This window comes from Achromobacter sp. ACM04 (genome assembly GCF_014851465.1).
Classification (GTDB): domain Bacteria; phylum Pseudomonadota; class Gammaproteobacteria; order Burkholderiales; family Burkholderiaceae_B; genus Achromobacter; species Achromobacter aegrifaciens.
Map to the genome: position 1 here is coordinate 738,219 of NZ_JACUZS010000001.1, position 21,049 is coordinate 759,267.

Annotated in this window: 21 protein-coding genes and 1 pseudogene; 7 read left to right on the forward strand and 15 right to left on the reverse strand. The window is 66.9% G+C overall.

The window, feature by feature from the left end:
* Positions 1-90: 90 nt before the first annotated feature.
* Positions 91-642, forward strand: a complete 552-nt coding sequence (locus tag IB259_RS03565) for a Dps family protein (protein WP_013393536.1) — start codon at positions 91-93, stop codon at positions 640-642.
* A gap of 58 nt (positions 643-700) precedes the next feature.
* Here IB259_RS03565 and IB259_RS03570 read toward each other — a convergent pair whose 3' ends face one another.
* On the reverse strand, positions 701-2,905 hold the full coding sequence (locus tag IB259_RS03570) for a TonB-dependent siderophore receptor (RefSeq protein ID WP_119451187.1): 2,205 nt from the start codon (positions 2,903-2,905) through the stop codon (positions 701-703).
* Between the two features lie 325 nt (positions 2,906-3,230).
* Between IB259_RS03570 and IB259_RS03575 the strand changes: the two genes are divergently transcribed.
* A complete protein-coding gene (locus IB259_RS03575; RefSeq protein WP_175180830.1) occupies positions 3,231-4,097 on the forward strand; it encodes an AraC family transcriptional regulator in 867 nt (288 codons plus the stop codon).
* 26 nt (positions 4,098-4,123) lie between these two features.
* Here the strand turns inward: IB259_RS03575 and IB259_RS03580 are convergent, their stop codons facing one another.
* Positions 4,124-4,624 carry a hypothetical protein gene (locus tag IB259_RS03580; RefSeq protein WP_054456804.1) on the reverse strand — a complete coding sequence of 167 codons (501 nt, stop codon included), beginning with the start codon at positions 4,622-4,624 and terminating at the stop codon, positions 4,124-4,126.
* Positions 4,621-4,788, reverse strand: coding sequence for a hypothetical protein (locus tag IB259_RS03585; protein ID WP_156337416.1), 168 nt, complete (start codon positions 4,786-4,788; stop codon positions 4,621-4,623). The genes IB259_RS03580 and IB259_RS03585 overlap by 4 nt, the downstream gene beginning before the upstream one ends.
* A gap of 200 nt (positions 4,789-4,988) precedes the next feature.
* Between IB259_RS03585 and IB259_RS03590 the strand changes: the two genes are divergently transcribed.
* On the forward strand, positions 4,989-5,723 hold the full coding sequence (locus IB259_RS03590) for an SDR family oxidoreductase (protein WP_175163744.1): 735 nt from the start codon (positions 4,989-4,991) through the stop codon (positions 5,721-5,723).
* Here the strand turns inward: IB259_RS03590 and IB259_RS03595 are convergent.
* Positions 5,604-6,611 carry a LysR family transcriptional regulator gene (locus tag IB259_RS03595; protein ID WP_192327530.1) on the reverse strand — a complete coding sequence of 336 codons (1,008 nt, stop codon included), beginning with the start codon at positions 6,609-6,611 and terminating at the stop codon, positions 5,604-5,606. The two genes, IB259_RS03590 and IB259_RS03595, sit on opposite strands and share 120 nt — an antisense overlap.
* Positions 6,612-6,795: 184 nt before the next feature.
* On the opposite strand from IB259_RS03595, the pseudogene IB259_RS03600 reads away from it, so the two are divergent.
* Positions 6,796-6,960: pseudogene (locus tag IB259_RS03600) on the forward strand (nitrilase-related carbon-nitrogen hydrolase); the annotation flags it as partial.
* A gap of 265 nt (positions 6,961-7,225) precedes the next feature.
* Positions 7,226-7,396 carry a hypothetical protein gene (locus tag IB259_RS03605; protein ID WP_175163740.1) on the forward strand — a complete coding sequence of 57 codons (171 nt, stop codon included), beginning with the start codon at positions 7,226-7,228 and terminating at the stop codon, positions 7,394-7,396.
* Positions 7,397-7,471: 75 nt separating this feature from the next.
* On the opposite strand, the gene msrA is transcribed toward IB259_RS03605, so the two are convergent.
* From msrA to IB259_RS03630, 5 genes are read right to left on the reverse strand one after another with little or no spacing between them, the layout of a single operon-like run.
* On the reverse strand, positions 7,472-8,164 hold the full coding sequence (msrA, locus tag IB259_RS03610) for a peptide-methionine (S)-S-oxide reductase MsrA (RefSeq protein ID WP_175163738.1): 693 nt from the start codon (positions 8,162-8,164) through the stop codon (positions 7,472-7,474).
* 31 nt (positions 8,165-8,195) lie between these two features.
* Positions 8,196-8,696, reverse strand: coding sequence for a peptide-methionine (R)-S-oxide reductase MsrB (gene msrB / locus IB259_RS03615; protein WP_119451117.1), 501 nt, complete (start codon positions 8,694-8,696; stop codon positions 8,196-8,198).
* A 35-nt stretch (positions 8,697-8,731) separates the two neighbouring features.
* A complete protein-coding gene (locus tag IB259_RS03620) occupies positions 8,732-9,076 on the reverse strand; it encodes a pentapeptide MXKDX repeat protein (protein WP_192327533.1) in 345 nt (114 codons plus the stop codon).
* A gap of 42 nt (positions 9,077-9,118) precedes the next feature.
* Positions 9,119-9,910, reverse strand: a complete 792-nt coding sequence (locus IB259_RS03625; protein ID WP_119451119.1) for a molybdopterin-binding protein — start codon at positions 9,908-9,910, stop codon at positions 9,119-9,121.
* A gap of 10 nt (positions 9,911-9,920) precedes the next feature.
* Positions 9,921-10,550: a cytochrome b/b6 domain-containing protein gene (locus tag IB259_RS03630; RefSeq protein ID WP_119451120.1), complete on the reverse strand. Its 630-nt coding sequence runs from the start codon at positions 10,548-10,550 to the stop codon at positions 9,921-9,923.
* Between the two features lie 150 nt (positions 10,551-10,700).
* On the opposite strand from IB259_RS03630, the gene IB259_RS03635 reads away from it, so the two are divergent.
* The gene (locus IB259_RS03635) at positions 10,701-11,429 is read left to right on the forward strand and encodes a response regulator transcription factor (RefSeq protein WP_054456812.1); all 729 of its coding nucleotides are present in this window, start codon (positions 10,701-10,703) and stop codon (positions 11,427-11,429) included.
* On the forward strand, positions 11,426-12,898 hold the full coding sequence (locus tag IB259_RS03640) for a HAMP domain-containing sensor histidine kinase (RefSeq protein WP_192327536.1): 1,473 nt from the start codon (positions 11,426-11,428) through the stop codon (positions 12,896-12,898). The genes IB259_RS03635 and IB259_RS03640 overlap by 4 nt, the downstream gene beginning before the upstream one ends.
* A gap of 7 nt (positions 12,899-12,905) precedes the next feature.
* On the opposite strand, the gene IB259_RS03645 is transcribed toward IB259_RS03640, so the two are convergent.
* The 6 genes from IB259_RS03645 to IB259_RS03670 form a co-directional block, all read right to left on the reverse strand.
* Entirely contained in the window at positions 12,906-15,479 is a 2,574-nt protein-coding gene (locus IB259_RS03645; protein ID WP_192327539.1) for a PEP/pyruvate-binding domain-containing protein, read from the reverse strand.
* On the reverse strand, positions 15,476-16,126 hold the full coding sequence (locus IB259_RS03650) for a TetR/AcrR family transcriptional regulator (RefSeq protein ID WP_192327542.1): 651 nt from the start codon (positions 16,124-16,126) through the stop codon (positions 15,476-15,478). The genes IB259_RS03645 and IB259_RS03650 overlap by 4 nt, the downstream gene beginning before the upstream one ends.
* A gap of 81 nt (positions 16,127-16,207) precedes the next feature.
* Entirely contained in the window at positions 16,208-17,365 is a 1,158-nt protein-coding gene (locus IB259_RS03655) for a nitronate monooxygenase family protein (RefSeq protein ID WP_054456816.1), read from the reverse strand.
* Positions 17,366-17,638: 273 nt separating this feature from the next.
* Entirely contained in the window at positions 17,639-19,027 is a 1,389-nt protein-coding gene (locus IB259_RS03660; RefSeq protein WP_119451124.1) for a tripartite tricarboxylate transporter permease, read from the reverse strand.
* On the reverse strand, positions 19,024-19,509 hold the full coding sequence (locus IB259_RS03665; RefSeq protein ID WP_054456818.1) for a hypothetical protein: 486 nt from the start codon (positions 19,507-19,509) through the stop codon (positions 19,024-19,026). The genes IB259_RS03660 and IB259_RS03665 overlap by 4 nt, the downstream gene beginning before the upstream one ends.
* Positions 19,510-19,630: 121 nt before the next feature.
* Positions 19,631-20,920, reverse strand: coding sequence for a hydroxymethylglutaryl-CoA reductase, degradative (locus IB259_RS03670; RefSeq protein ID WP_175160763.1), 1,290 nt, complete (start codon positions 20,918-20,920; stop codon positions 19,631-19,633).
* Positions 20,921-21,049 lie beyond the last annotated feature (129 nt).

The window sequence follows — 21,049 nt, forward strand, 5'->3', positions numbered from 1 at the left end:
CGCGTGCGGATTTACGCTAGCGAAGTCGCGGCGCAAGCAAGCCTCGCGCCGCGCGTGTGTTTTCACCATCATTCCTAGGAGTTGCGACCCATGGCCAAGAAACTGGATGAGAAGACCACCAAAGCCCTGAAAGAGCGGCGCAAGCGCCCGCTGGCGACGCCGACCGACCTGGCGTCGGCGGCCACCAGGGATATTTCCGCCGCGCTGAACCAGATACTCGCCGACGTGTTCGCGCTGTATCTCAAGACCAAGAACTTTCATTGGCACGTCAGCGGCCCCCATTTCCGCGACTACCACCTGCTGCTGGACGAGCAGGGCGACCAGCTGTTCGCCATGACGGATCCCATCGCCGAACGCATCCGCAAGATCGGCGGCACGACGCTGCGTTCCATTGGCCACATTGCGCGTTCGCAGCGCATCTCGGATAACGATGCGGACTACGTGCAGCCGCTGGATATGCTGGCCGAGCTGCGCGAGGACAACAAGGTCCTGGCCGCGGCGCTGCGCGAAGCGCACAACATCACCGACGAGCACCGCGACATCGCCAGCTCCAGCCTGATCGAGAACTGGATCGACGAGACCGAACGGCGCACCTGGTTCCTGTTCGAAGCCAGCCGGGAAGGGGATTCGACCGGCCATTGAGGCCGCAGGCGAGCCCCGCGCGCCCTGTCCACCGGGCCGCGCGGCTGGCTTGCCCGCCTTAGAACGACGCGGTGACCGTCGCGTAGTAGGCGCGGCCCGGTTCGTTGTAGGTGGCGGCGCCCGCTTCGCCCGCGTTGCCTTCGCGGTAGAGCTTCTTGTCCAGCAGGTTGCTGACGCCGACGCGCAAGCGCAGGTTCTTGTTGAGCTCGTAGCCCGTGCTCAACCCGACCAGGGCGTAGGGGCTGACGCTTTGCAACCCCTGGCCCGTGATGGTTTCGCCGCGGCGCGGGTTCAAGGTCGGGGCTTCCTGCTTGCCGTAGTAGGTCAGGTTGGCCTGGAACGACAGCTTTTCGGTGGCGAACCAGTCCAGCGTGGAATTGATCGTGTACTTCGGGATGATGCTCAGCGGCTGGCCATTGTCCTTGCTTTCGCTCTGGATCATGTAGGTGAAGTTGGTGTTCCAGTCCAGGCTGGGCGCCAGCGGAATGAAGAGATTGCCTTCCAGCCCCTCGACCACGGCCTTGCCCGAGTTGCTCCATTGCAGCACGCGCGCGCCGTTGGCCAGGCGATAGGCGATGTCCGTGCCGGCCACGATCTTGTTCTTGTAGTCGTTGCGGAAGTAGGCCGCGCTCATGCGCCAGCTGCCGGGGTCGTACTCGAAGCCGATTTCCTTGTTGACGCTGGTTTCGGGCGACAGGTTTTCATTGCCCACCAGGTAGCAGCCGTTCTGATTGGCCTGCGAGGCCAGGCAGCCGAAGCCGCGGCTGTACATCAGGTAGTTCGGATTCGACTGGTACAGGTTCGGCGCCTTGTACGCCCGCGCGATGCCGCCCTTGAGCCTGAAGGCCTCTGTGACCTTGTAGGCGGCATTCAGGCTGGGGCTCCAGTTGTTGCCGAACTTCTCGTTGTGGTCCAGGCGTACGCCCGGCGTCAGGGTGGTGCGTTCCCCGGCCTCGATATTGTCCTCGACGAACAGCGCGTAGCTGTTCTGCGTGGTCTTGGGATCGCGGTTGCCAGGCGCCACGCCGCCGATGACGCCGCCCGTGTAGGTCTGGCGCAGGCTGGCGGGATCGTCCAGGGATTCGCGCAGCCATTCCACGCCTACCGTCGCGACCTGCTCGAAGCCGAGCTTGAACGGGACGTTGACCTCGCCCGCCGCGCGCAGGTTCTTCAAGCGCGAGGTGGACCAGCCCAGGTCCATCGGGCTGCCTTCGCCGCTGCCGGCCAGGCCTTCGTTCTGGCGCGCGTTGCGGGTGTAGTCATAGCCCATCGAGGCGCGCGAGGTACCCCAGTCCCAGGTGCCGCGATGCGTCAGGCTCAGGCTCTCGCGGTAGAGCACGTTGGTTTCTTTGCCGTACAGGCTGTCGGTGAACTTGGTGGTGGAGTTCAGCATCGTGTCGCCGGCATAGAGGTTGCCCTGGCGGCTGAAGGCGGCTTCCAGGTCCAGCGTGTTGCGGTTGTCGGGACGCCAGGAGAAGACCGTATTCAGGTCCTGGTTGATCACGCCTTCGCGGCCGGCCGATTCCGCCTGGCCGTCGCCGTTGAGCAGCGAGCGGCCGGCGTTGATGTTGCGGGCGTCGGGGTTGGTCTTGTTGTAGTTGCCATAGAGCCGGAAGCTGAGGGTGTCGCTGATGGGGCCGCTCAGGCGAATGCCGACCCGGTTGGTATTGCCTTCGTCGCTGTTCTCGGGCTGGTTCAGATAGTAGGTCAGCGAACCGCTGAGCTTGTCCGTGGGCCGCTTGGTGATGATGTTCACCACCCCGCCCATCGCGCCCGAGCCATAGCGCGCGGCGGCGGGGCCGCGCAATACTTCGATGCGCTCGACTTCCTCGGCGGGCACCCAGTTGGTGTCGCCGCGGGTGTCGCGGTCTCCGCTCCAGCCATAGCGGATGGCGTTGCGGGAGGTGGCGGGCTTGCCGTCGATCAAGATCAAGGTGTTTTCCGGCCCCATGCCGCGGATGTCGACCTGCCGGCTATTGCCGCGTGAGCCGCTGGCGCTGTTGCCGGTCAGGTTGACCCCAGGTTCGCGCCGGATGATGTCGGACAGGTCGTTGGTGGGAGGACGGCGGGCGATTTCCTCGGCCGTGATCACCGAGACGCCCAGCGCTTCCTTCACTTCCTCTTCGGCGGTGCCGAGCACCTGCACGGTGGGGAACTGCTGGATGTGATCATCCTGCGTCGAGGTCGTCTGCGCGGTGGCGCCGGCGGTATGAAGCGCGCAGAACAGCGCCGCTGCGGCGTAGTTCAGGCGTTGGTTGGACAGGGACAGCACGAAGTTCTACTCCACAGGCAACGCAGCATGCGGACCGGGCGGGCAGGGTGGGGTTTTCACAACGCCCGCCGCAGATGCTCAACCCAAAGCCGGATGTGCATGATTTAATTGAGAACGATTTCTATTTGAAGCGTTCAGAATTATGTCAGCGGGAGTGCACGCCGGGTTTTGCGCCGGCACCACAATGCTTTGCGGCATCGCCAATCCTCCGGAATCCGGCATGGACGAGCTTCGGCGCGTAGCCGTTGCGGAATCAGCACATCGGGTCGTCCATTACGGGATGGCGCCTGTGGTCCCTGCGCGCGCGCAGACCGTCATGGAAGGCTGGTCTGACCTGGCCGAACTGGACCCGGGCATGGTGTTGTGGCGGCTGGACGCGCGCGATCTGCAAGGCGCGCGCATGCGGGCGGCGGTGCGGCCAGGCCTGCACCTGGCCCTGGTGGTCGGCGGCCGCGTGAACGTGACGCTGGGGGAACACAGGCTCACCCTGGGACCCGGCGCCGATGGTAGCGTGCAAGGGGTGATGCTTTCCGCGCTGCGGCCGGACGCCTTCCTGCGCGAGTCATGCCGTGGCCATATCGAGCGCACGGTGATGCTGACCTTGCAGCCGCAATGGCTGGATCGGCATCTTCCCGGCGAAGAGGGACTGGCGCTGCGCGCGTTCGCGCAGCGCCATCTGGCGTTGCAGACCTGGAAGGCATCGGACCAGGCCGTGGCCGCCGCGCAGCAGATGTTGCGTCCGCCCGTGCTGCCGCCGCCTTTGTGGCGCCTGTACCAGAAGTCGCGCGCGCTCGACATCGTGGTCGAGGCGCTGGCGCATGCGCACGGCACGGCCACCGAGGAGGCCGCGCCGCTCAGCCCGCGCGACCGCCGCCGCATGGCCGCGTTGCGGGAATGGATAGACCAGGGCGGCGCCGATGCCTTGCCGCTGGCGGAAATTGCCGCGCGGGCGTGCGTCAGCGTGAACACGCTGCAGCGGCACTTTCGCGCCATGTGGGGCACCACGGTGGCGCAATACCTGCGCGAGGGCAGGCTGTCGCGCGCGCGGTTGGCGCTGGAGCGCGATGGCATCAGCGTCGCGCAAGCGGCTTGCATCGCCGGCTACGGCAGCGCAGCCAACTTCGCCACCGCATTCCGGCGCCGCTTCGGCGTGCCGCCGGGGCAGGTCCGCGCGCGGCGCTAAGGCGCGGCCGAGGCCGGGGTTTCAGGTCAGCCGTGCTTGCCGAAGCCGCCGCTGGCCCACTCCGAGGCGCGCTGCACGCTCAGCTTGTAGGTCGGCGCGACATGGGTCTGGGCCAGTTGTTCGCCGGATTCATCGTAGGCGCTCAATACGGCATACGGCTCGTCTTCGTCGGGAACGATATCCAGCTTGACGGTCAGGCGGCCGGCGGCGGCGTCGATCTTCACGCTTTTGTGTAGCGTCGCGTGCAATTGCTGCTCGTGGCGGCGCAGGACTTCCCGGGCGGTCTTGACCAGGGTGATGAAGGCCGGGGAGTCGAGCGGCTTGGGGTTTTTCTTGTCGCGGCCCATGGTCCATGGACCGACCAGGGCCGGCTCGGCCTCGCCGTCCATGGTCATTTCCACGGCCCAGCCGTCGTCTTCCTCGTTCTTGATGATCCTGGCGGTCCAGCCATCGTCGCGCCACAGCGTGGGCAGCTGTTCTTTGCGGTCTTCGGGGGTTTCCGTTTCCGGTATGTGGGTATCGTTCACTGCTGTACTTCTCCTGGACTCGTTTGCCGGCAGGCCCGCGATTGGCGGGCATCGCAGCTTCCGGCTGTTGCCGGAAACCGTTGCCGCAGCGCGAACGCCATCGCGATGGCGGCAATTCCGCCTGCCGACAATTGGGTGCCGGCAACGCCGGTCTTGGCCAGCATGATACCGCCCAGCGTCGCGCCGCGGCCGATGGCGCAGGATGCAGCATTGCTTTTCCGTTTTCGTCATTCACGCAAAGCGCCGGAACCTGGACACGCCCGCATCGGGCAAGCCGATACCCCGATCGGACATTCCTGCTGGCGCCCGGCACTTCGTAGCGCCACCATCGCCTGCTCCAAACACGTGTTTCAAGGAAATGAGCATGGACAATGGTCTTGCAGGACAACGGGTGGTGGTGGTCGGCGGTAGCTCGGGCATGGGGTTGGCCGTCAGCGAGCGATTGCTGGGCATGCACTGCGAGGTACTGATCGTGGGCAGGTCCCGCGACAAGCTCGACGCGGCGCGCGAGCAGTTGCGCGCGTTTGGCGCGCCTCGCCTGCACCAGGCGGATGTGACGAGTGAAGCGCAAGTGCAGCGGCTGTTTGAAGAATCAGGCCCGGTGGATCATCTGGTCTGCACGGCTGCCGACATACGCGGCGCCTACGAGCTACTGCCGCAACTCTCGCTGGACGCGCTGGACCGAGCCATCCGCTCCAAGGTCGTCGCGCCCATCCTGCTGGCCAAACATGGCGCCCCGCGCATGCCGGCGCACGGTTCCATCACCCTGACGTCGGGCATTGCCGCCTACCGGCCCCGGCCGAAGGGCATCGCCGTGGCGGCGATCAATGCCGCGTTGGAGGGTGTCGTGCGCGCCATGGCGGTCGAGCTTGCGCCGCTGCGGATCAATGCCGTATCGCCGGGCTGGGTGGATACGCCCATCTGGAATGACGTAGCCGGCGCCGACAGCGGACCGCTTTTGGCATCGATGGCCGAGCGGCTACCGGTGGGCCGGGTCGGCGCCGGCAGCGATATCGCCGATGCCATCGGCTTCCTGATCGGCAATGGCTACACCACCGGCACCGTGCTTCATGTCGATGGCGGCCATCGGCTGGTCTGAGCCAGTCGCCGCGAGGCGGATCATCTCGATGAAGGCGGCCACCTGGCGCGTAGGCGTCCGGTGCAGGGTGAGCAGGCAGATGGGAAGACCTGCTTCCGCGGTCGACAACGGCCGCCACCGGACGCAAGCCGTTGTCGCTGCGGGATCCATGGCCATCCGCGGCAGGATCGATACCCCGAGGCCCGCGGACACCATCTGTATCAAGGCCGGTACGCTGTCGGCGACACCGCGGATACGCGGCTGCACCGGGGCTTCCTGCAACACGGCCTCCAGGTATTCCCGGTATCGGCAGCCGTCCATCGTGACGACCAGCGGGAATGCGGCAAGCGCGTCGGCCTTGATGTCTACAGCCTCGGATAGCGGATGCCCAGGGGGCATTACGACCACCGGCATGTCCCGCGCAATGGCTTGCGCCCGGAGCTTGGCGTCGCTTGCCGGCCATCCGTGCACCAGACCGAGGTCGGCCGTCCCATCGAGCACCGCCTGAGCCGTCGCCATGGAGTTTTTTTCTTGAACTGCAACCTGCGTTCCGGGGTGCATGCCGGCAAAGCGCAACAATTGCGGAACCAGCACACTGGTGCACAAGGTCTGCGGCGCGGCGACCCGGATCGTGCCTCCTGAATCGTCGACGTTGTCGCGAACTTCTTGGAAGGCGTCATCGGCCCGGGCAAGCAATTCGCGTGCTCGAATGGCCAGTCTCTCTGCGGCCGGGGTGGGTTGCAGGCGATTGTTCTGGCGGATGAAGAGCGCCTGGCCGACGCTCTCTTCCAGCGCCCGTATCTGTTCCGTAACGCTGGGTTGCGACAGATGCACCTGTTTGGCGGCTTTCGTGAAGCTCAACGTTTCCATCGCCGCGACGAAGATCTTCAGCTGTCGTAGTTGGAACATGTGGGTACGCGGTTGTGCTGGGTGGGCCTGTGTGCAGGTGGCTGTCTGCTGCCGAGTGTACTTCCGGTCCAAGACGGGCGGTTCAGGCATAGCGGGCGCCCTTGGCCAGCTCAGGCCGCGGGCAGGCATGACACCCCGAAGGCATCGAACCGCATGCGCCGGTGCTGGGCTCGGCTGGCGCAGCAAGCAACGCAAATTGATGCCGACCGTCGTGGAACGGTTGATCTGGGGCTATGGCGACGGCTCCACCATGCCCGTGTTCGATACACCCCGCGGAAAACTGGGTGCCGTGATCTGCTGGGAAAACTACATGCCGCTACTGCGTATGGCGATGTACGGGACAGGCATGAGCCGCCGTGGCCGAACTGATACGGTCGCGTATACGTAGCAGTTTCCGGTGCAGCAAATTGCATGAAGTTCGACGGTAAACTCCGATTGTTTGCAGGGCGTATGGCGCTCGCTCTGCCCATTTCCAACCTCTTTTTGCGTTGCCATTTTTAAGCAACCGTCAGAGGAAGGCATGGGGAAAAATCTCCGGTTCCTATTTGCGGTACCTGCTGATAGCGCTCGGCGGCGCTGAGTTCGTTTGTCGTTGCCTGGCCCGCGAGTCGTAAATGAAGCTGCTGAAGCAGCGTTTTGAGGAAATGATGAATTTTTGGGTCCCTGTAGTCTTCGGTACGTTCAAGCTTCTGGTGTTGGGCACGGGCATGTTTCTCGCCATCAAGTCCCATTACGATGGAGAAAAAAAGGAGAAAGCGGAAAAGAAGGAGATAAAGGCTCCGTAAGCGAGCCTTCGTTGCTACGCAAGGGTTTAGAGCGCGGCCGACTTTATTCAGCGCGGCCGGCTCCATTTATCGTCTTCAGTTCACCAGCACAGGCTTGTCCCGATACTGCTGCGGAAACGTCTTGGCCAGGTTTTCGACCTTGGGCACGTCGTTGACCATGATGTACATGCTGTACGGATGGCGCACGAGATAGTCCTGGTGGTAGTCCTCGGCAGGATAGAAGGCTTTCAGCGGTTCTATCGTCGTGGCAAGCGCCTTGGGGTACACACCTGTCTTGTTCAGCTGCGCGATGTAGGCTTCGGCGACCTTGCGCTGGCCGTCGTCCGCAGGAAAGACCGTTGAACGGTATTGGGTACCGCTGTCCGGACCCTGGCGGTTGAGCTGGGTGGGATCGTGGGCCACCGAGAAATAGATCTGCAGCAGCTGGCCGTAGCTGACCTGAGCGGGGTCGTAGGTGATCTCGACCGCTTCGGCGTGGCCGCTGCGTCCGCCGCTGACGGTATCGTAATTGGCGGTGGACGCCTGGCCGCCGGCGTAGCCGGAGACGGCGGAGCTGACCCCCTTGACGTGCTGGAACACGGCTTGCACGCCCCAGAAGCAGCCGCCGGCGATGACGGCTTTTTGCGGTGCGGCGGCCGCGGGCTGGTCCATGGCCGGGGGCGGAATGATGAAGGCGGTTTCCGCGGCGCTGGCGGAGGCGGCGCCCAGCAGGCCGCAGGCGACGGCCAGCGCGGCGCAAAGTTTGCGGGGCAGGTGGATGGCGGACATGGTGTCTCCTGATGGATGGGGCGGCCGGAGTTCAGGCCTGCGGGGTGAACGCCAGGGCCACGCCATTCATGCAGTAGCGTAGCCCGGTCGGACGCGGGCCGTCGTCGAAGACGTGACCCAGATGGCCGCCGCAATTGGCGCAATGCACGGCGACGCGCGTCATGCCGAAGCTGCGGTCCTTGGTTTCGCCCACGGCGCCGTCCAGCGGCTGCCAGAAGCTGGGCCAGCCGGTGCCGCTGTCGAACTTGGTGGAAGAAGAGAACAGCGGATGGGCGCAGCCGGCGCAGGCGTAGGCGCCCTTGCGATACTCCTTGTCCAGCGGGCTGGAGTAGGGACGCTCGGTGCCTTCGCGGCGCAGCACTTCGTATTGTTCGCGCGTGAGCCGTTCGCGCCATTGCGCGTCGCTTAGCGTGTAGGGGAAGGCCTGGGCGGCGGCGGCCGGGCCGCCGCGCGCCGCCAGGACCGGGGCCAGGCCGGCGGCGATGGCCGCCGCGCTGCCCAGGCCCAGGAAATGCCTGCGGTCTAGTTTCATGACATGCTCCGGATCAGGGGCGGGCCGGGTGGGCGCTATTGCTTCATGCCATCCTTGGACATGCCGCCTTTCGACATGCCGTCCTTGGACATCGAATCCTTGGACATGCCATCCTTTGACATGCCATCCTTGGACATCGAGTCCTTCGACATGCTGTTCTTGGACATCGAATCCTTGGACATGCCTTCCTTCGACATGCCGTCCTTGGACATGGAATCCTTGGACATGGAATCCTTGGACATCCCGCTCTTGGCCATTCCGTCCTTGGCCATCGAGCCGCCGCCCATGGCGTCCTTGCTCATGCTGTCCGCGGCATGGACCGCCGCGGCGCCGAAAGCCAGGCACAGGGACAGCGCGGCGGTGGTAGCGATTTTCTTCATGATGCGTTCCTTTATGGAGAGTGAAAGCGTGAAAGATTCCACCTAGCTGCCGCCGAACCAGTTGTAGCCCTGGTCCTCCCAGTAACCGCCCGGGTAGGTGTTGGTGACGAAAATTGCCTGTATGTGCTTGGGGTTCTTGTAGCCAAGCTTGGTAGGCATGCGCAGCTTCATGGGGAAGCCGTACTCTGGTGGCAGCGTCTGGCCGTCATAGGTCAGCGCCAGGATGGTCTGGGGGTGCAATGCGGTGGGCATATCGATGCTGGTGTAGTAGTCGTCGGCGCACTTGAAGCCCACGTACCTGGCGCTCAGGTCCGCGCCCACGCGCTTGAGGAAGGCGGAGAACGGCACGCCGCCCCATTTGCCGATGGCGCTCCAGCCTTCGACGCAGATGTGCCGCGTCACCTGGTCGATCTGCGCCATGGCGCGCAGTTCCTCCAGCCGCCAGCGGCGCTTGTCTGCGACCAGTCCGCTGACTTCCAGGCGGAACGATTCCTCGTCCACATGCCGCACCTCGTCAATGCCGTAGTAGGCATTGAAGGGGAAGGGCCGCGTGATCATCGATTCGGGATAGGTCGGCGCCAGCTGGTCGGGGTCGAAGATCCAGCCCTGCACCCGGTCGTTGAAGCGCGAAACCGCGGTCAGCGCTTTCTCCACGCTTTCGTCGTCCGACAGCGAGCAGCCCGACAGCATGGCCAGTCCGCCCAGGGTCAGGCTGCTGCGCAGGAAGGCGCGGCGCGAGGGCTGTTCGACCCGCTTTTCCAGGATCCTGCCGGCTTCCTTGAGGATGGCCGGGCCGTCCAGGCCGGGCAGGGAGGGGCGCTTGTGCTTGTTCACGGATGGCTCCTTATTTGCCGCGGATCATGGCGATCAGGCTGCGCGGCACCAATGCAACCATCACCAGGTGGACCGCCACGAACGCCGTCAGCAAGGCCATGGCAATGAAGTGCACGCGGCGCGCGGTCTCGTAACCGCCCATCAGTTCGCGCAGCAGTTCGAACTGCACCGACTTCCACAGCACCAGTCCGGAAAGCACCAGCACCGCGATGTCGAGCATCACGAACAGATAAGCCAGCCGCTGCACCTGGTTGTAGCGGCGCGGATCGGCGTGGGCGAGCTTGCCGCGCAGCGCCGCGCCCAGGTCGGCGGCAATGCCGCGGATGCTTAAGGGGAAGAACTTGCGCCAGAGGCGGCCGGTGACCAGATTCATGGCCAGGTACAGGATGCCGTTGAAGAACAGCAGCCACATGCCGGCGAAATGCCATTGCAGGGCGCCGCCCAGCCAGCCGCCCAGCGTGATCTCCCGTGGAAATACGAAGTCGAACAAGGGCGAGGCGTTGTAGATGCGCCAGCCGCTCATTACCATGACCACCACGGCCAGGGCGTTGAGCCAGTGCATGGCGCGCAGCCAGCCGGGATGGATGGGTACATTGGCCGGCGGGGCCGGAACGTCGTGGCTTGCGGGAGGGGCCAGCATGGCGGGACTCCGGGGGGGGCTTGTTGTCGTTGGAGCCATTCTTCCCCGGGGCCGATACCGAAGTCCTCACGCAAACTTAAATTAATTGTGATAACTCGGCGGCGCGGATTGGCGACAATAGGCGCATAACCCCTTTAGAGTTTGCTGCCCATGGACACGCCCCGACGCGTACTCATCGTCGAAGACGACGCCCACATCGCCGAACTGCTGCGCCTGCATCTGCGGGACGAAGGCTACGCGGTCGAGCATGCCGCCGACGGCAACGAAGGCATGCGCAGGCTGGAGGAAGGCGGCTGGGACGCCCTGGTGCTGGACCTGATGTTGCCCGGCATCGATGGCCTTGAAATCTGCAAGCGCGCCCGCGCCATGGCGCGCTATACGCCCATCATCATCACCAGCGCGCGCTCCAGCGAAGTGCACCGTATCCTGGGCCTGGAACTGGGCGCGGACGACTACCTGGCCAAGCCGTTCTCGATGCTGGAACTGGTGGCGCGGGTGCGGGCGCTCCTGCGCCGCAGCGACGCGCTTGAGCGCAACGCGCGCATCGACGCCGGCAGTCTGGCCCTGCACGGCGTGGCCATCGACCCGGTGGCGCGCACGGCCGAGGTCGACGGCCGCCGGCTGGACCTGACCCCGCGCGAGTTCGATCTGCTGCATTTCTTCGCGCGGCACCCGGACAAGGTTTTTTCGCGGATGGATCTGCTGAACCAGGTATGGGGCTACCAGCACGAAGGCTATGAACACACGGTCAATACCCACATCAACCGGCTGCGGGTGAAGATCGAAGCGGACCCGTCGGATCCGCAGCGCATTCTGACGGTCTGGGGCAAGGGCTATAAATTCGCCGCGGGGCCGGGCGGCGCGGGAGGCGCATCATGAAGCGGTTCACGCTTACCCAACGGCTGTCCGCCGTGTTTGCGTTGCTGTTGCTCGCCAGCTGCGGCGCCTCGGCCTGGCTGCAGATCGCGGCCAATTCCCGCTACGAGCAGGAGGTGGTCCAGCGCCTGTCCAGCGGACTGGCGCAGCATATCGCCGGCGCCAACGAATTGATGGACACCAACGGCTGGAAGCCCGCTGCGGTGCGCTCGCTGTTCGACATGCTGATGGCGGTGAATCCGGCGGTCGAGGTCTACCTGCTGTCCAACGACGGCGACATCGTGGGCGATGCCGCGCCCGCCGGCCAGATCAAGCGCGAGCGTGTCGACCTGGGGCCGGTCAAGCGCCTGTTGGCCGGCGAGATGCTGCCCATCACCGGCGACGACCCGCGCAGCCTGGACGCGCAGAAAGTCTTCAGCGCCGCGCCGGTGCGCGTGGGCGGGCAGGACAAGGGCTACGTCTACGTGGTGTTGCAGGGGCAGGCGCACGACGCGCTGGCGATGGCCGTGTCGCGCAGCTCCGTGCTGCGCACGACCTTGTGGTCGATCGCGCTGGTCGCGCTGCTGGGCCTGGTGGCTGGCCTGGCGGCGTTCGCCTTGATCACGCGGCCGCTGCGCGGGCTGACGCGCGCGGTGCGCGCCTTCGACGGCGACGACGGGCAGGCCCTGGCCGCGCTGGAGCGTCCGGGCGACGCCTCGGAGCGCAATGGCGACGAGATCGCGGTGCTGCGGCGCAGCTTCGTGCAGATGGGCAAGCGCATATCCGACCAATGGCGCGAACTCACCCGGCAGGACCAGCAGCGGCGTGATCTGGTCGCCAACATCTCGCACGATCTGCGCACGCCGCTGACCTCGCTGCATGGCTATCTGGAAACCCTGAGGTTGAAGGATCAGACGCTGGACCCGGACGAGCGCCGCCGCTACCTGGACATTGCGCTGGCCCAGAGCCGCAAGGTCGGCCGCCTGGCGCAGGAACTCTTCGAACTGGCGCGGCTGGAGTCCGGGCTGGTGCGGCTGGAACCCGAGACCTTTTCGTTGCCGGAATTGGTGCAGGACGTGATCCAGAAGTTCGAGCTGGCGGCCGAGGCGCGCCAGCAACGCCTGACCACCGACATCCCGCGCGAACTGCCGCCGGTGCGCGCGGACCTTGGGCTGATCGAACGCGTGCTGACCAACCTGCTGGACAACGCCATCCGCCACAGCCCGCCCGGCGGCCTGATCGAACTGCGGCTGGGCAGCGCGCATGACCTGGTGCAGGTGCAGGTCAGCGACACGGGCGAGGGCATTCCGCAGGCGCTGCGCGCGGGACTATTCACGCGGGCCAGCGCCTTGAATCGAGGCCCTGGCGACGGCGGCGGGCTGGGGCTGGTGATCGTGCAGCGCATCCTGCAGCTGCACCACAGCGAGATCAGGCTTGTGGACCGCGCCGGATCGGGCGCGGTGTTCCAGTTCGACCTGGCCGCGGTGCGCTAGCGGGCTTCTACGAGTCGGATGCGCCCAGGCTGGAAGCGGCTGCCAGCCGCCGCACCGTGCCGCGCGACGCGTCCACTTCCAGGACGTCGCCGGTGGCGACCTGCCGCATGATGCCTTGCACATTGACGATAGCCGGTATGCCGAACTCGCGCGCCACGATGGCGCCGTGCGACAGGTAGCCACCCGCCTCCATGACCAGGGCCCCGGCCCGCAGGAACAGCGGCGTCCAGGCCGGGTCGGTGGACGCGGCGACCAGGATGCCGCCGGCCGGCATGGCCAGTCCTTCGGAGGGCGAGCGGGCGACGAAAGCGCCGGCCCGCGCATGGCCGCCCGCGGCGGGCGTGCCGCGCCAGGATCCGGCGGCGCCGGCATCGGCAGGCGCAGGGGGCGGCATGTCCGTGGCGGCGCCTGCGGCATCTTCGGCGATGACGTCCTGATCGGGGGCCGCGGCCCAGGACTCCAATTGAGCGCGGCGCAGGGCGGCGCGGCGGCCCGCGGCGGCGGGCGTCAGCCTGGCGTCGGCCAGGGCGAAGAGTTCGGCCGCATTCAGGTGGAAGATGTCGTCCGCGGCGGCCAGGCCGTCGGCGTGGACGTAGCGGCGCCCCAGCGCCAAGGCGTTCTGGCGCGCGGCGGCAAGATAGGCCACCAGTACGCTGCGCGCGGCCTCGCGCTGCCGGCCCTCGATGCGGGCAGCGGCCAGCAGACGGGCGATCAGCGGGCGCTGCCAGAAAGGTAGCGCCGCGCGCAGGCGCAACCGGGCCTGGCTTGCGGCGCTGTCCTGCCGGGCGCGCAACGCGGCAGGGTCGGCGTCGGTCAACTGCAGCACGCTGTCCAGCAGATAGCCGGGGTCCTCGCGCCAGCGCGGGTTGCGCAGATAGGTTTCATAAACGGCGCGATGGCCGTATTGGCGCAGGAAGTCCGCGAAGGCTTGCTTGAAGGGAGCTCCATCCGGCAAGGCGCGCTGCCAGCCGGCGCTGTCGCGCTGGGGATCGCGCAGCCACTCCATCACGCTTGCGTCGCCGGCGGCCAGTTTGGCCAACGCCATGAGGGCATAGCTTTGCGCCGCGGTCACGCTGGGTTCGCCGCCAGCCATCAACGCGGCCGTGAGCGCATGGCCTTCGCCCGGGCAGGCTTTCTCCACCAGTTCCAGCAGCTTGTGCAGCGCGCCGCCGCCCGAGCCCTGCAGGAAGAACAATTGATCCGCCGCCAGCACCGTGTGGAACTGTTCCCGCAGGCGCGCGCCCAGCGCGGCGTTGGACGCGGGCGCGGGCTCGTCCAGCCAGGCCTGGGCGCGGGCGAACAGGCGCGGCAGGTCCTGTTCCGCCTGCTTGCGCAAGGGGGCTGCGCGGCGCAGGTAGCGCAGGATGCGCGCGCCATGCCGCAGGCGTTGCGCCAGCGTCAGGGGCGTCACTGCGATTTCGGGCTGGGGACCGCCCAGCAGCGCGTTCATGGCTTTCGGCGGCACGCCCAGCGCGTCGTAACCCAGCCATTGGATGACCGAGGCGTCCAGATAGACCCGGCCCTGGAACAGCGCCGCCAGCCGCACGCCCGGCAGGGTGGAATAGCCGCTCAGTTCAAAGCCCGTGGTCAGCATACGCTGCGCCATGACGCGCCCCGTATCCCATTCCAGCGCCGACATGGCCAGCGGCAGCACTTCGCGGGTGTTGCCGCGCGACCAATAGGCTGGCTGCGCGCGCAGCGCCGGATAGGTGTGGCGCGCCGCCGCGGTGATGGGACGGGCCTGCACGATCCAGAAGCGCCGCCCATCCCAGACCCATTCGATGTCGTAGCCGCCGCCGGCATAGTCCAGCGCGCGCGCCGCGTCGCGCACGATATCGCCCAGGGTTTCGGCCTGCGCGTCGCTCAGCACGGCCTGGGCAGCGCGCGCGGCCGGCGTCGGAGCAAGCAAGGTGCCGGCGCCTTCCGCGGCCTGGCTGGCGTGGCGCTTGGCGCCGATGCGCCGGCCGGCCAGCGGCCAAGCCTGGCGCAGATAGTCTTCGCGCAGGCGGTACTCGTCGCCTTGCGCCGCGCCGTCGACCAGCGACTCGCCCAAGCCCCAGTTGGCGTGGATGACCATCTCGTCATGCCGCCCCGACACGGGATCGAGGGTGAAAGCGATGCCCGAGGCGACCGCGTCGATCAGCGGCATGACGACCACGGCCATTCCGGCCGGGTTCAAGCCGAGCTTCTGCCGGTAGGCGCAGGCCTGCGGCGTCCATTGCGAATCCCAGACCTGCCGGACCGCGTCGATCGCCGCATCCGCGCCGCGCACGTTCAGGCAGGAAAGATGGATCCCCGCGAACGAGGCGCCCGCGGAATCTTCCTGTGGCGCGGACGAGCGCAAGGCCAGCGGCCGTTCGAGCCAGCCGCGCGCGGCCAGTTCATCGCGCAGCGCCTGGGCGGCAGCGTGCGGCAATGCCTGGCCCGGTTCGCGAGCCAGGCTCAACGCTGCCGGCAGCACGAAGCCGTCGGGCACCGGCACGCCCAGTTGCGACATGCGGCCCAGCTGCCAGCCCTTGCCGCCGGCCGCCTGTGGGCCGGCCAGGGCGGCGGCGGCCCAGTCCAGCGCGGCGGCGCTCATGCCGCCGCCTCGGGCGTCACGCCGCGCACGAAGAGGCTGATGGCGGCATCGAACTCTGCCTTCAGGCTGCTGCGGGGCTGGTCCAGCCAGCGCAGCATCGCGCCCAGGTACAGGAATTGCAGCTGATGGGCCAGTCGTCCGGCGTCCAGATCGGTCCGCGCCTGGCCTGCCGCCTGCGCCTCTTCGATCAGCGCGGTGTACAGCGCCTGCATGCCGCTGCGCGGGTAGCGGCCGTCGTCGCGCGCGCCGGGCTGCAGCGTGGATAGCCGGTAGCGCAAGTACGGCCCCAGATAGGTCCGATGCGATTCGGACCAATGTGCCGAAGCATGCAGTATCCGCGTCAGGCGCTGTGCGAGGGTGGGCAGGGCGCGCAGCGCGGGCTGCAGTTCCCGCAGGCTCGCCGCCAGTTCGCCATGGAAGCGGTGCGCAAGCAGGGCTTCCTTGACCGGAAAATGGTTGTACAGCGTGCCCTTGGAAACATCCGCCTGCGCGGCGATCTGTTCCATGGTGACCACGTCATAGCCCAGGGTCTCGAACAGGCGCCAGGCGGTTTGCGCCAGGTGGTCCAGGGTCTGCAAGCGCTTGCGTTCGCGGCGCCCGGCTTCGGGTGCGGCGGATTCGGATGGAGATAGGGCGGAGGTATCCATGGGCGGAAATAATTGAACGACGAATAATATTGTACGTCGTTCAATTATTTTAGGAAGCCCCCGCGTTTGGGCCGACCTGTTTCAGGCGGAGGCGGGCATCTCGCCGTGCAGCAGGTAGTCCATCAATTCACGCACCGAGCGCATGGCGCTGCCGAACGGCAGCTTGGACGCGCCGCGGAAGAACAGGCCGCGGCTGACCTCGCCGCGCATGGCGGCCGCCAGCTTCAGGTCGATGCAGAATTGTCCGAAGCGCGCCAGGCCGTCGCGCAATCCGCATTGCGTCAGGCAGTCCATGCGCTGGCTGCAGCGGCGCGCATCGCAGCGGGTGTTGGCTTGCAGGGTCTTTTCCTGCCGCAGATAGCGCGTCAGCCAGGGCGTTTCCACGGCGCGGGCGGGCAGGCCGGCCACGCTGGTGAATTCGGCCAGCTTGTCCGGATCGGCGTCAATCAGCACCCGCTTGAAGTTCTCATGCGCGTCGCCTTCGCTGGTGACGGCAAAGGCCGTGCCGACCTGCACGCCGTCGGCGCCGTTGGCCAGCCAATGGCGCACCTGCTCGTGGCTGCCCACGCCGCCCGCCACGATCAGGCGGGGCGCATCCGAACCCAGCGCCAGTTCCTGGAACAGCTTGTGGCAATCGGCCAGCACATGCTGGAAGTCGAAGCGCTCGCTGTGCACGTCATCCAGCCGGGCCGCGCCCAGATGGCCGCCGGCGTAGCCAGGGTGTTCGATCACCACGGCATCGGCCATGCGGCCCTTTTTCATCCATTTCTTCAGCACCACCGCCACGCCGCGCGCCTCGGACAGAATGGGCACCAGCGCTACCTTCGGGTAGTCGGCCGTCATCTCGGGCAGGTCCAGCGGCAGGCCCGCGCCCATCACGATGGCGTGGGCGCCGCTTTCGCAGGCCTGGCGCACCAGGGCGGGATGGTCGCGCACCGCCTTCATGACGTTCACGGCCACCAGGCCGCGGCCTTGCGCGGTGTCCAGCGCGGCGCGTACCTCGCGGTCCAGCGCGACCTGGTTGGCGCTGTCGATGACGTCGCGATCATGGCAGCGTTCGGTTTTTTCCAGCAGGTCGGGATGGTGGTGGCGCAAATCCACACTGGCGATGGTGCCCATTGCGTTCTGGCTGGCGACCGCGCCGGCCAGGCGATGGGCGGATACGCCGACGCCCATGCCGCCCTGGACAATGGGCAGCAATTCGCGTCCGGCGAGGGTGAGTGATTTGAACCACGTCATGATGAGTCTTTCCTCTTTTCAAGTGGAAAGAGGCTAGAGCAAGGGAGTGCGCGTCGCCTTGCGCAGGATCAAGCGGCGAACAATGGAGGGCCCGGCTTAGGCGCAGGCCCACCGCCGGGCCGCCCCAAGGTGGGCCAGCCCCCTCGGGGGGCAGCTAGCCCCGCAGGGGCGCGGCGTGGGGGCCCTCCCAGGCGCAGGCCCACCGCCGGGCCCCAAGGTGGGCCAGCCCCTTCGGGGGGCAGCTAGCCCCGCAGGGGCGCGGCGTGGGGGCCATTAGCCTAGCAGCTTGACGATTGCCGGCACCGACAGCACGGCGGTGTAATAGCCCATGAACTGCACGCCCGTATTGAAGCCGAACAGGCGCGACAGCAGGCCGCCGATCAAGCCCATGGTCAGGATCACCAGCAGGCCGAGGAACTGCCCTTCCCAGATGCTGATGACGATGATCAGGCCTACGAAGGTGGCGATGATGGCTTCATGGCTGACCTTGCGCGACACGAAGAGCGCGGCGCGGCGTGCGAAATTCATCGCGAACGGATAGGACACGACCGCGGCCAGCAGCACCGCCAGCATGCCGTAACCCAGGAATTCCCAGTGGTTGAGCAGATTGTGCAGGTTGTGGGTCTGGCCCGAGGCGGCATCCACCGTGAAGCGCGGCGGCGCGTTGAAGAGCGGCGCGGCCGGGCCGGCGGCAACCGGGCTTAGCGGCAGGCCGAAGGCGATCAGCGGGATCAGCGCCTCGGCGATGTAGGTGGCCTCAGTCACGCCGTTGCGCGCGCTCAGCACCGTCGTCAGGCGGTGGTAGGCATGCTTGATGCGCGAGCCGACCAGTTCCCCCAGCACCACGGTCATGGCCACGGGACTGAACACGAAAGTGGCGCTGGAGATCGCGGCCGTGGCCAGGGTCCAGCGCGTCTGCGTGCGGTCCATGACCTTCAGCGGGTTGGGAAAATAGCCCGACCAGCCCTTGACGTCGGGCGCCAGCGAGAACGTGCGCACCTTGTCGCGCATCATGCGCGAGCGGCCCTGGGGCGAGATCACCGTGAACAGATCCGCGATCAACGGGCCGATGGCGATGCCCAGGAAGTAACTGATGCTCAGCTTGACGCCGTACTTGGCCGTGAGGCTTTGCAGCGCGATGATGACCACCACGAAGGGCACCAGCAGCGCCACGGCGGCCCAGCGTCCGGCCGAGAAATAGGCGATCAGCACCGCGGCGGCCAGGAAGATCCAGGGCGCGGACTTGGTGATGGCGGCGCCGAACGGAGCCAGCAGCACCGCGAACAGCACGGCCAGGGGCACGGCCACGAAGGCCGCGACGATGGCGCCGGACACCATCTTGCGCAGAGCGATGTGCGGCACGCCCAGCTTGCGCAGCATGTTCGCGTCCTGCAGCAGCGGCGTGGCCAGCGTGTCGCCCGGGATGCCGAGCAGGGCCGTGGGCACTGCGTGCGTCATGTGTTTGGCGACCGCGCCGGCCAGGAAGAAAGTGAATACGCCAGCGGGCGGCACGCCCAGCAGCACCACCAGCAGGGTCAGCGGCGCCAGCGTGGTGGTTTCGTCGGTGCCGGACACCAGGCCGATGGCCGCGAACACCACCGCGCCCAAAAGCCCCATCGCGGCGGCCACCATGATTTGTTCAAGCAGGATGGGGTCGCTCATGCCAGCGCCTCCTTGCTTGGGCCGGCCTGCGCTGCCGCGGCGGGTTGCGGTTGCGCGGGTTGGGCGGCGGCTTCGGCGAACAGTTCGTACAGACCCAGTTCCTTCAGTTCGCGCTTGGTGGGTTCAGGCAGGTCCGCCAGGGAGCCCAGGCCGCCCGGTTGCTCGGCCAGTTCAGCCAGGACTTCGGCGCGCCAGGCAGGATCATGGGCGGCGCTGTGTTCGATGACTTCGCGCTTGGGCGGAAACAGCCGGGCGCAGATCACGCCCGCCAGCACGCAGCCGGCCAGGCCGGCCAGCATGGCGTAGGCGTGCGCAAGTTCGGGTGATGCCACGATGCCGCGCAGCCAGCGGCTGGCGGCGTAGAAGCCCGCCACGCTGATGACGATGCCGAGGCCGATGGCCCAGGCCAACTGGCGCAGATCCACCGTGTCGCTCCAGACTTCCGCCAGGCGCCAGGAGGGCGCCGGGGTGCTTGGTTTCATGTCTCTCTCCTCTGTGGTCGGGCGGCATCCGGGGAGTCCGTGCGCCGCCTCTGTCGTTGTCCAGGGCCCGCGAGGGGCGCCTGTCGCTGCATGCAAAGCCGCCTGACCTTGCGGGACAAACTCATCGCGGGTTGCGCAGTTCCTCCAGCAAGGCCAGCGCGCGGTCGGTGCGGACGTCTTTTTCCGCCGCCATGCGCTTGGCGACCGCGTCGATCTCCGCGCCCGTCGCGCCGGCCACCAGCGCGATGTTGCGGGCGTGCAAGGCCATATGGCCGCGCTGTATGCCTTCGGTGGCCAGTGCGCGCAGCGCGCCCAGGTTCTGCGCCAGGCCCACAGCCACGGCGATTTCGCCCAATTCCTGGGCGGAGCGCAGGTCCATGATCTTCAGCGCCACCTGCGCCAGCGGATGCGTCTTGGTCGCGCCGCCCACCAGGCCCACCGGCATCGGCATTTCTATCGTGCCGACCAGCGCGCCCGAATTGTCTTTCTCCCATTGCGTCAGCGAGGTGTAGCGTCCCGAGCGGCTGGCATAGGCGTGGGCGCCGGCTTCGACCGCGCGCCAATCGTTGCCGGTGGCAACGATGACGGGGTCGATGCCGTTCATGATGCCCTTGTTGTGCGTGGCGGCGCGGTAGGGATCGACGGCGGCGAAGGTGTAGGCGTCCAGCACGCCCTCGATGATCTCGGCGCCGCTGCGCTCTTTGGTGTCCAGGACTTGCGGCGTGAGACGCACGCGGGCGCGGGCCAGGCGCAGGTCCGCCAGGTTGGACAGGATGCGCAGCCGCACCGAGCCGCCGGTGATTTGTTCGACCAGCGGCGCCACGGCCTCGGCCATGGTATTGACCGTATTGGCGCCCATGGCGTCGCGCACATCCACGATCAGATGCATCACGATCATGGGACCGCGCGGCGTGTCGGGGAATACATGGACCTCGATGTCCTGGCAGCCGCCGCCCAGCTCGATCAGCACCTTGTCGCGGCTGTTGGCCAGCGTGACGATGCGTTCGCGCTCGCGCAGCAACGCCAGGCGCGCCCCTTGCGGGTCGCCCAGTCCCAGCACCTGCACCTGCGCGCGCATCAGCGGGCGGGTACTGGAGGTTTCGAAGCCGCCGCATTCGCGCGCCAGCTTGGCCATGTAGGATGCGGCCGCCACCACCGAGGGCTCTTCGACCGCCATGGGCACCAGCACGTCGCGGCCATTGACCTGGAAATTGCCGGCTACGCCCAGCGGCAGCTCGAACGAACCGATGACGTTCTCGATCATGCCGTCGGCGCGGTCCAGACCAAGCGCGCCCGGTTGGGCAAGCAGCGCGCGCTCCGCGGGCGTGAGCGCGGCGGCGTCGGCGATGGCTGTCAGGCGTTGCGCGGGGGTCAGGGCGCGGAAGTTGGGCAGGCGTGAATCGGCCACGATGAGGTGTCTCCGTATAAGAATCAAGTGGCCTGATTCTAGGTAAACTGTACCGCTATTGAGAGGTACAGTTTTGGCAAACAGTACCATTGCACTGCACCAATTCTGATAGTCCAGCCAACAGGAAGACGC

Bases quoted from the DNA above. Each gene is read 5' to 3' on its own strand.
- IB259_RS03590 (WP_175163744.1), top strand. From the start codon at position 4,989: ATGGACAATGGTCTTGCAGGACAACGGGTGGTGGTGGTCGGCGGTAGC.
- msrB (WP_119451117.1), bottom strand. From the start codon at position 8,696: ATGAAACTAGACCGCAGGCATTTCCTGGGCCTGGGCAGCGCGGCGGCC.
- IB259_RS03565 (WP_013393536.1), top strand. From the start codon at position 91: ATGGCCAAGAAACTGGATGAGAAGACCACCAAAGCCCTGAAAGAGCGG.
- IB259_RS03655 (WP_054456816.1), bottom strand. From the start codon at position 17,365: ATGACGTGGTTCAAATCACTCACCCTCGCCGGACGCGAATTGCTGCCC.
- IB259_RS03585 (WP_156337416.1), bottom strand. From the start codon at position 4,788: ATGCTGGCCAAGACCGGCGTTGCCGGCACCCAATTGTCGGCAGGCGGA.
- IB259_RS03635 (WP_054456812.1), top strand. From the start codon at position 10,701: ATGGACACGCCCCGACGCGTACTCATCGTCGAAGACGACGCCCACATC.
- IB259_RS03630 (WP_119451120.1), bottom strand. From the start codon at position 10,550: ATGCTGGCCCCTCCCGCAAGCCACGACGTTCCGGCCCCGCCGGCCAAT.
- IB259_RS03620 (WP_192327533.1), bottom strand. From the start codon at position 9,076: ATGAAGAAAATCGCTACCACCGCCGCGCTGTCCCTGTGCCTGGCTTTC.
- IB259_RS03640 (WP_192327536.1), top strand. From the start codon at position 11,426: ATGAAGCGGTTCACGCTTACCCAACGGCTGTCCGCCGTGTTTGCGTTG.
- IB259_RS03645 (WP_192327539.1), bottom strand. From the start codon at position 15,479: ATGAGCGCCGCCGCGCTGGACTGGGCCGCCGCCGCCCTGGCCGGCCCA.
- IB259_RS03650 (WP_192327542.1), bottom strand. From the start codon at position 16,126: ATGGATACCTCCGCCCTATCTCCATCCGAATCCGCCGCACCCGAAGCC.
- IB259_RS03660 (WP_119451124.1), bottom strand. From the start codon at position 19,027: ATGAGCGACCCCATCCTGCTTGAACAAATCATGGTGGCCGCCGCGATG.
- msrA (WP_175163738.1), bottom strand. From the start codon at position 8,164: ATGTCCGCCATCCACCTGCCCCGCAAACTTTGCGCCGCGCTGGCCGTC.
- IB259_RS03595 (WP_192327530.1), bottom strand. From the start codon at position 6,611: ATGTTCCAACTACGACAGCTGAAGATCTTCGTCGCGGCGATGGAAACG.
- IB259_RS03605 (WP_175163740.1), top strand. From the start codon at position 7,226: ATGAAGCTGCTGAAGCAGCGTTTTGAGGAAATGATGAATTTTTGGGTC.
- IB259_RS03665 (WP_054456818.1), bottom strand. From the start codon at position 19,509: ATGAAACCAAGCACCCCGGCGCCCTCCTGGCGCCTGGCGGAAGTCTGG.
- IB259_RS03575 (WP_175180830.1), top strand. From the start codon at position 3,231: ATGGAAGGCTGGTCTGACCTGGCCGAACTGGACCCGGGCATGGTGTTG.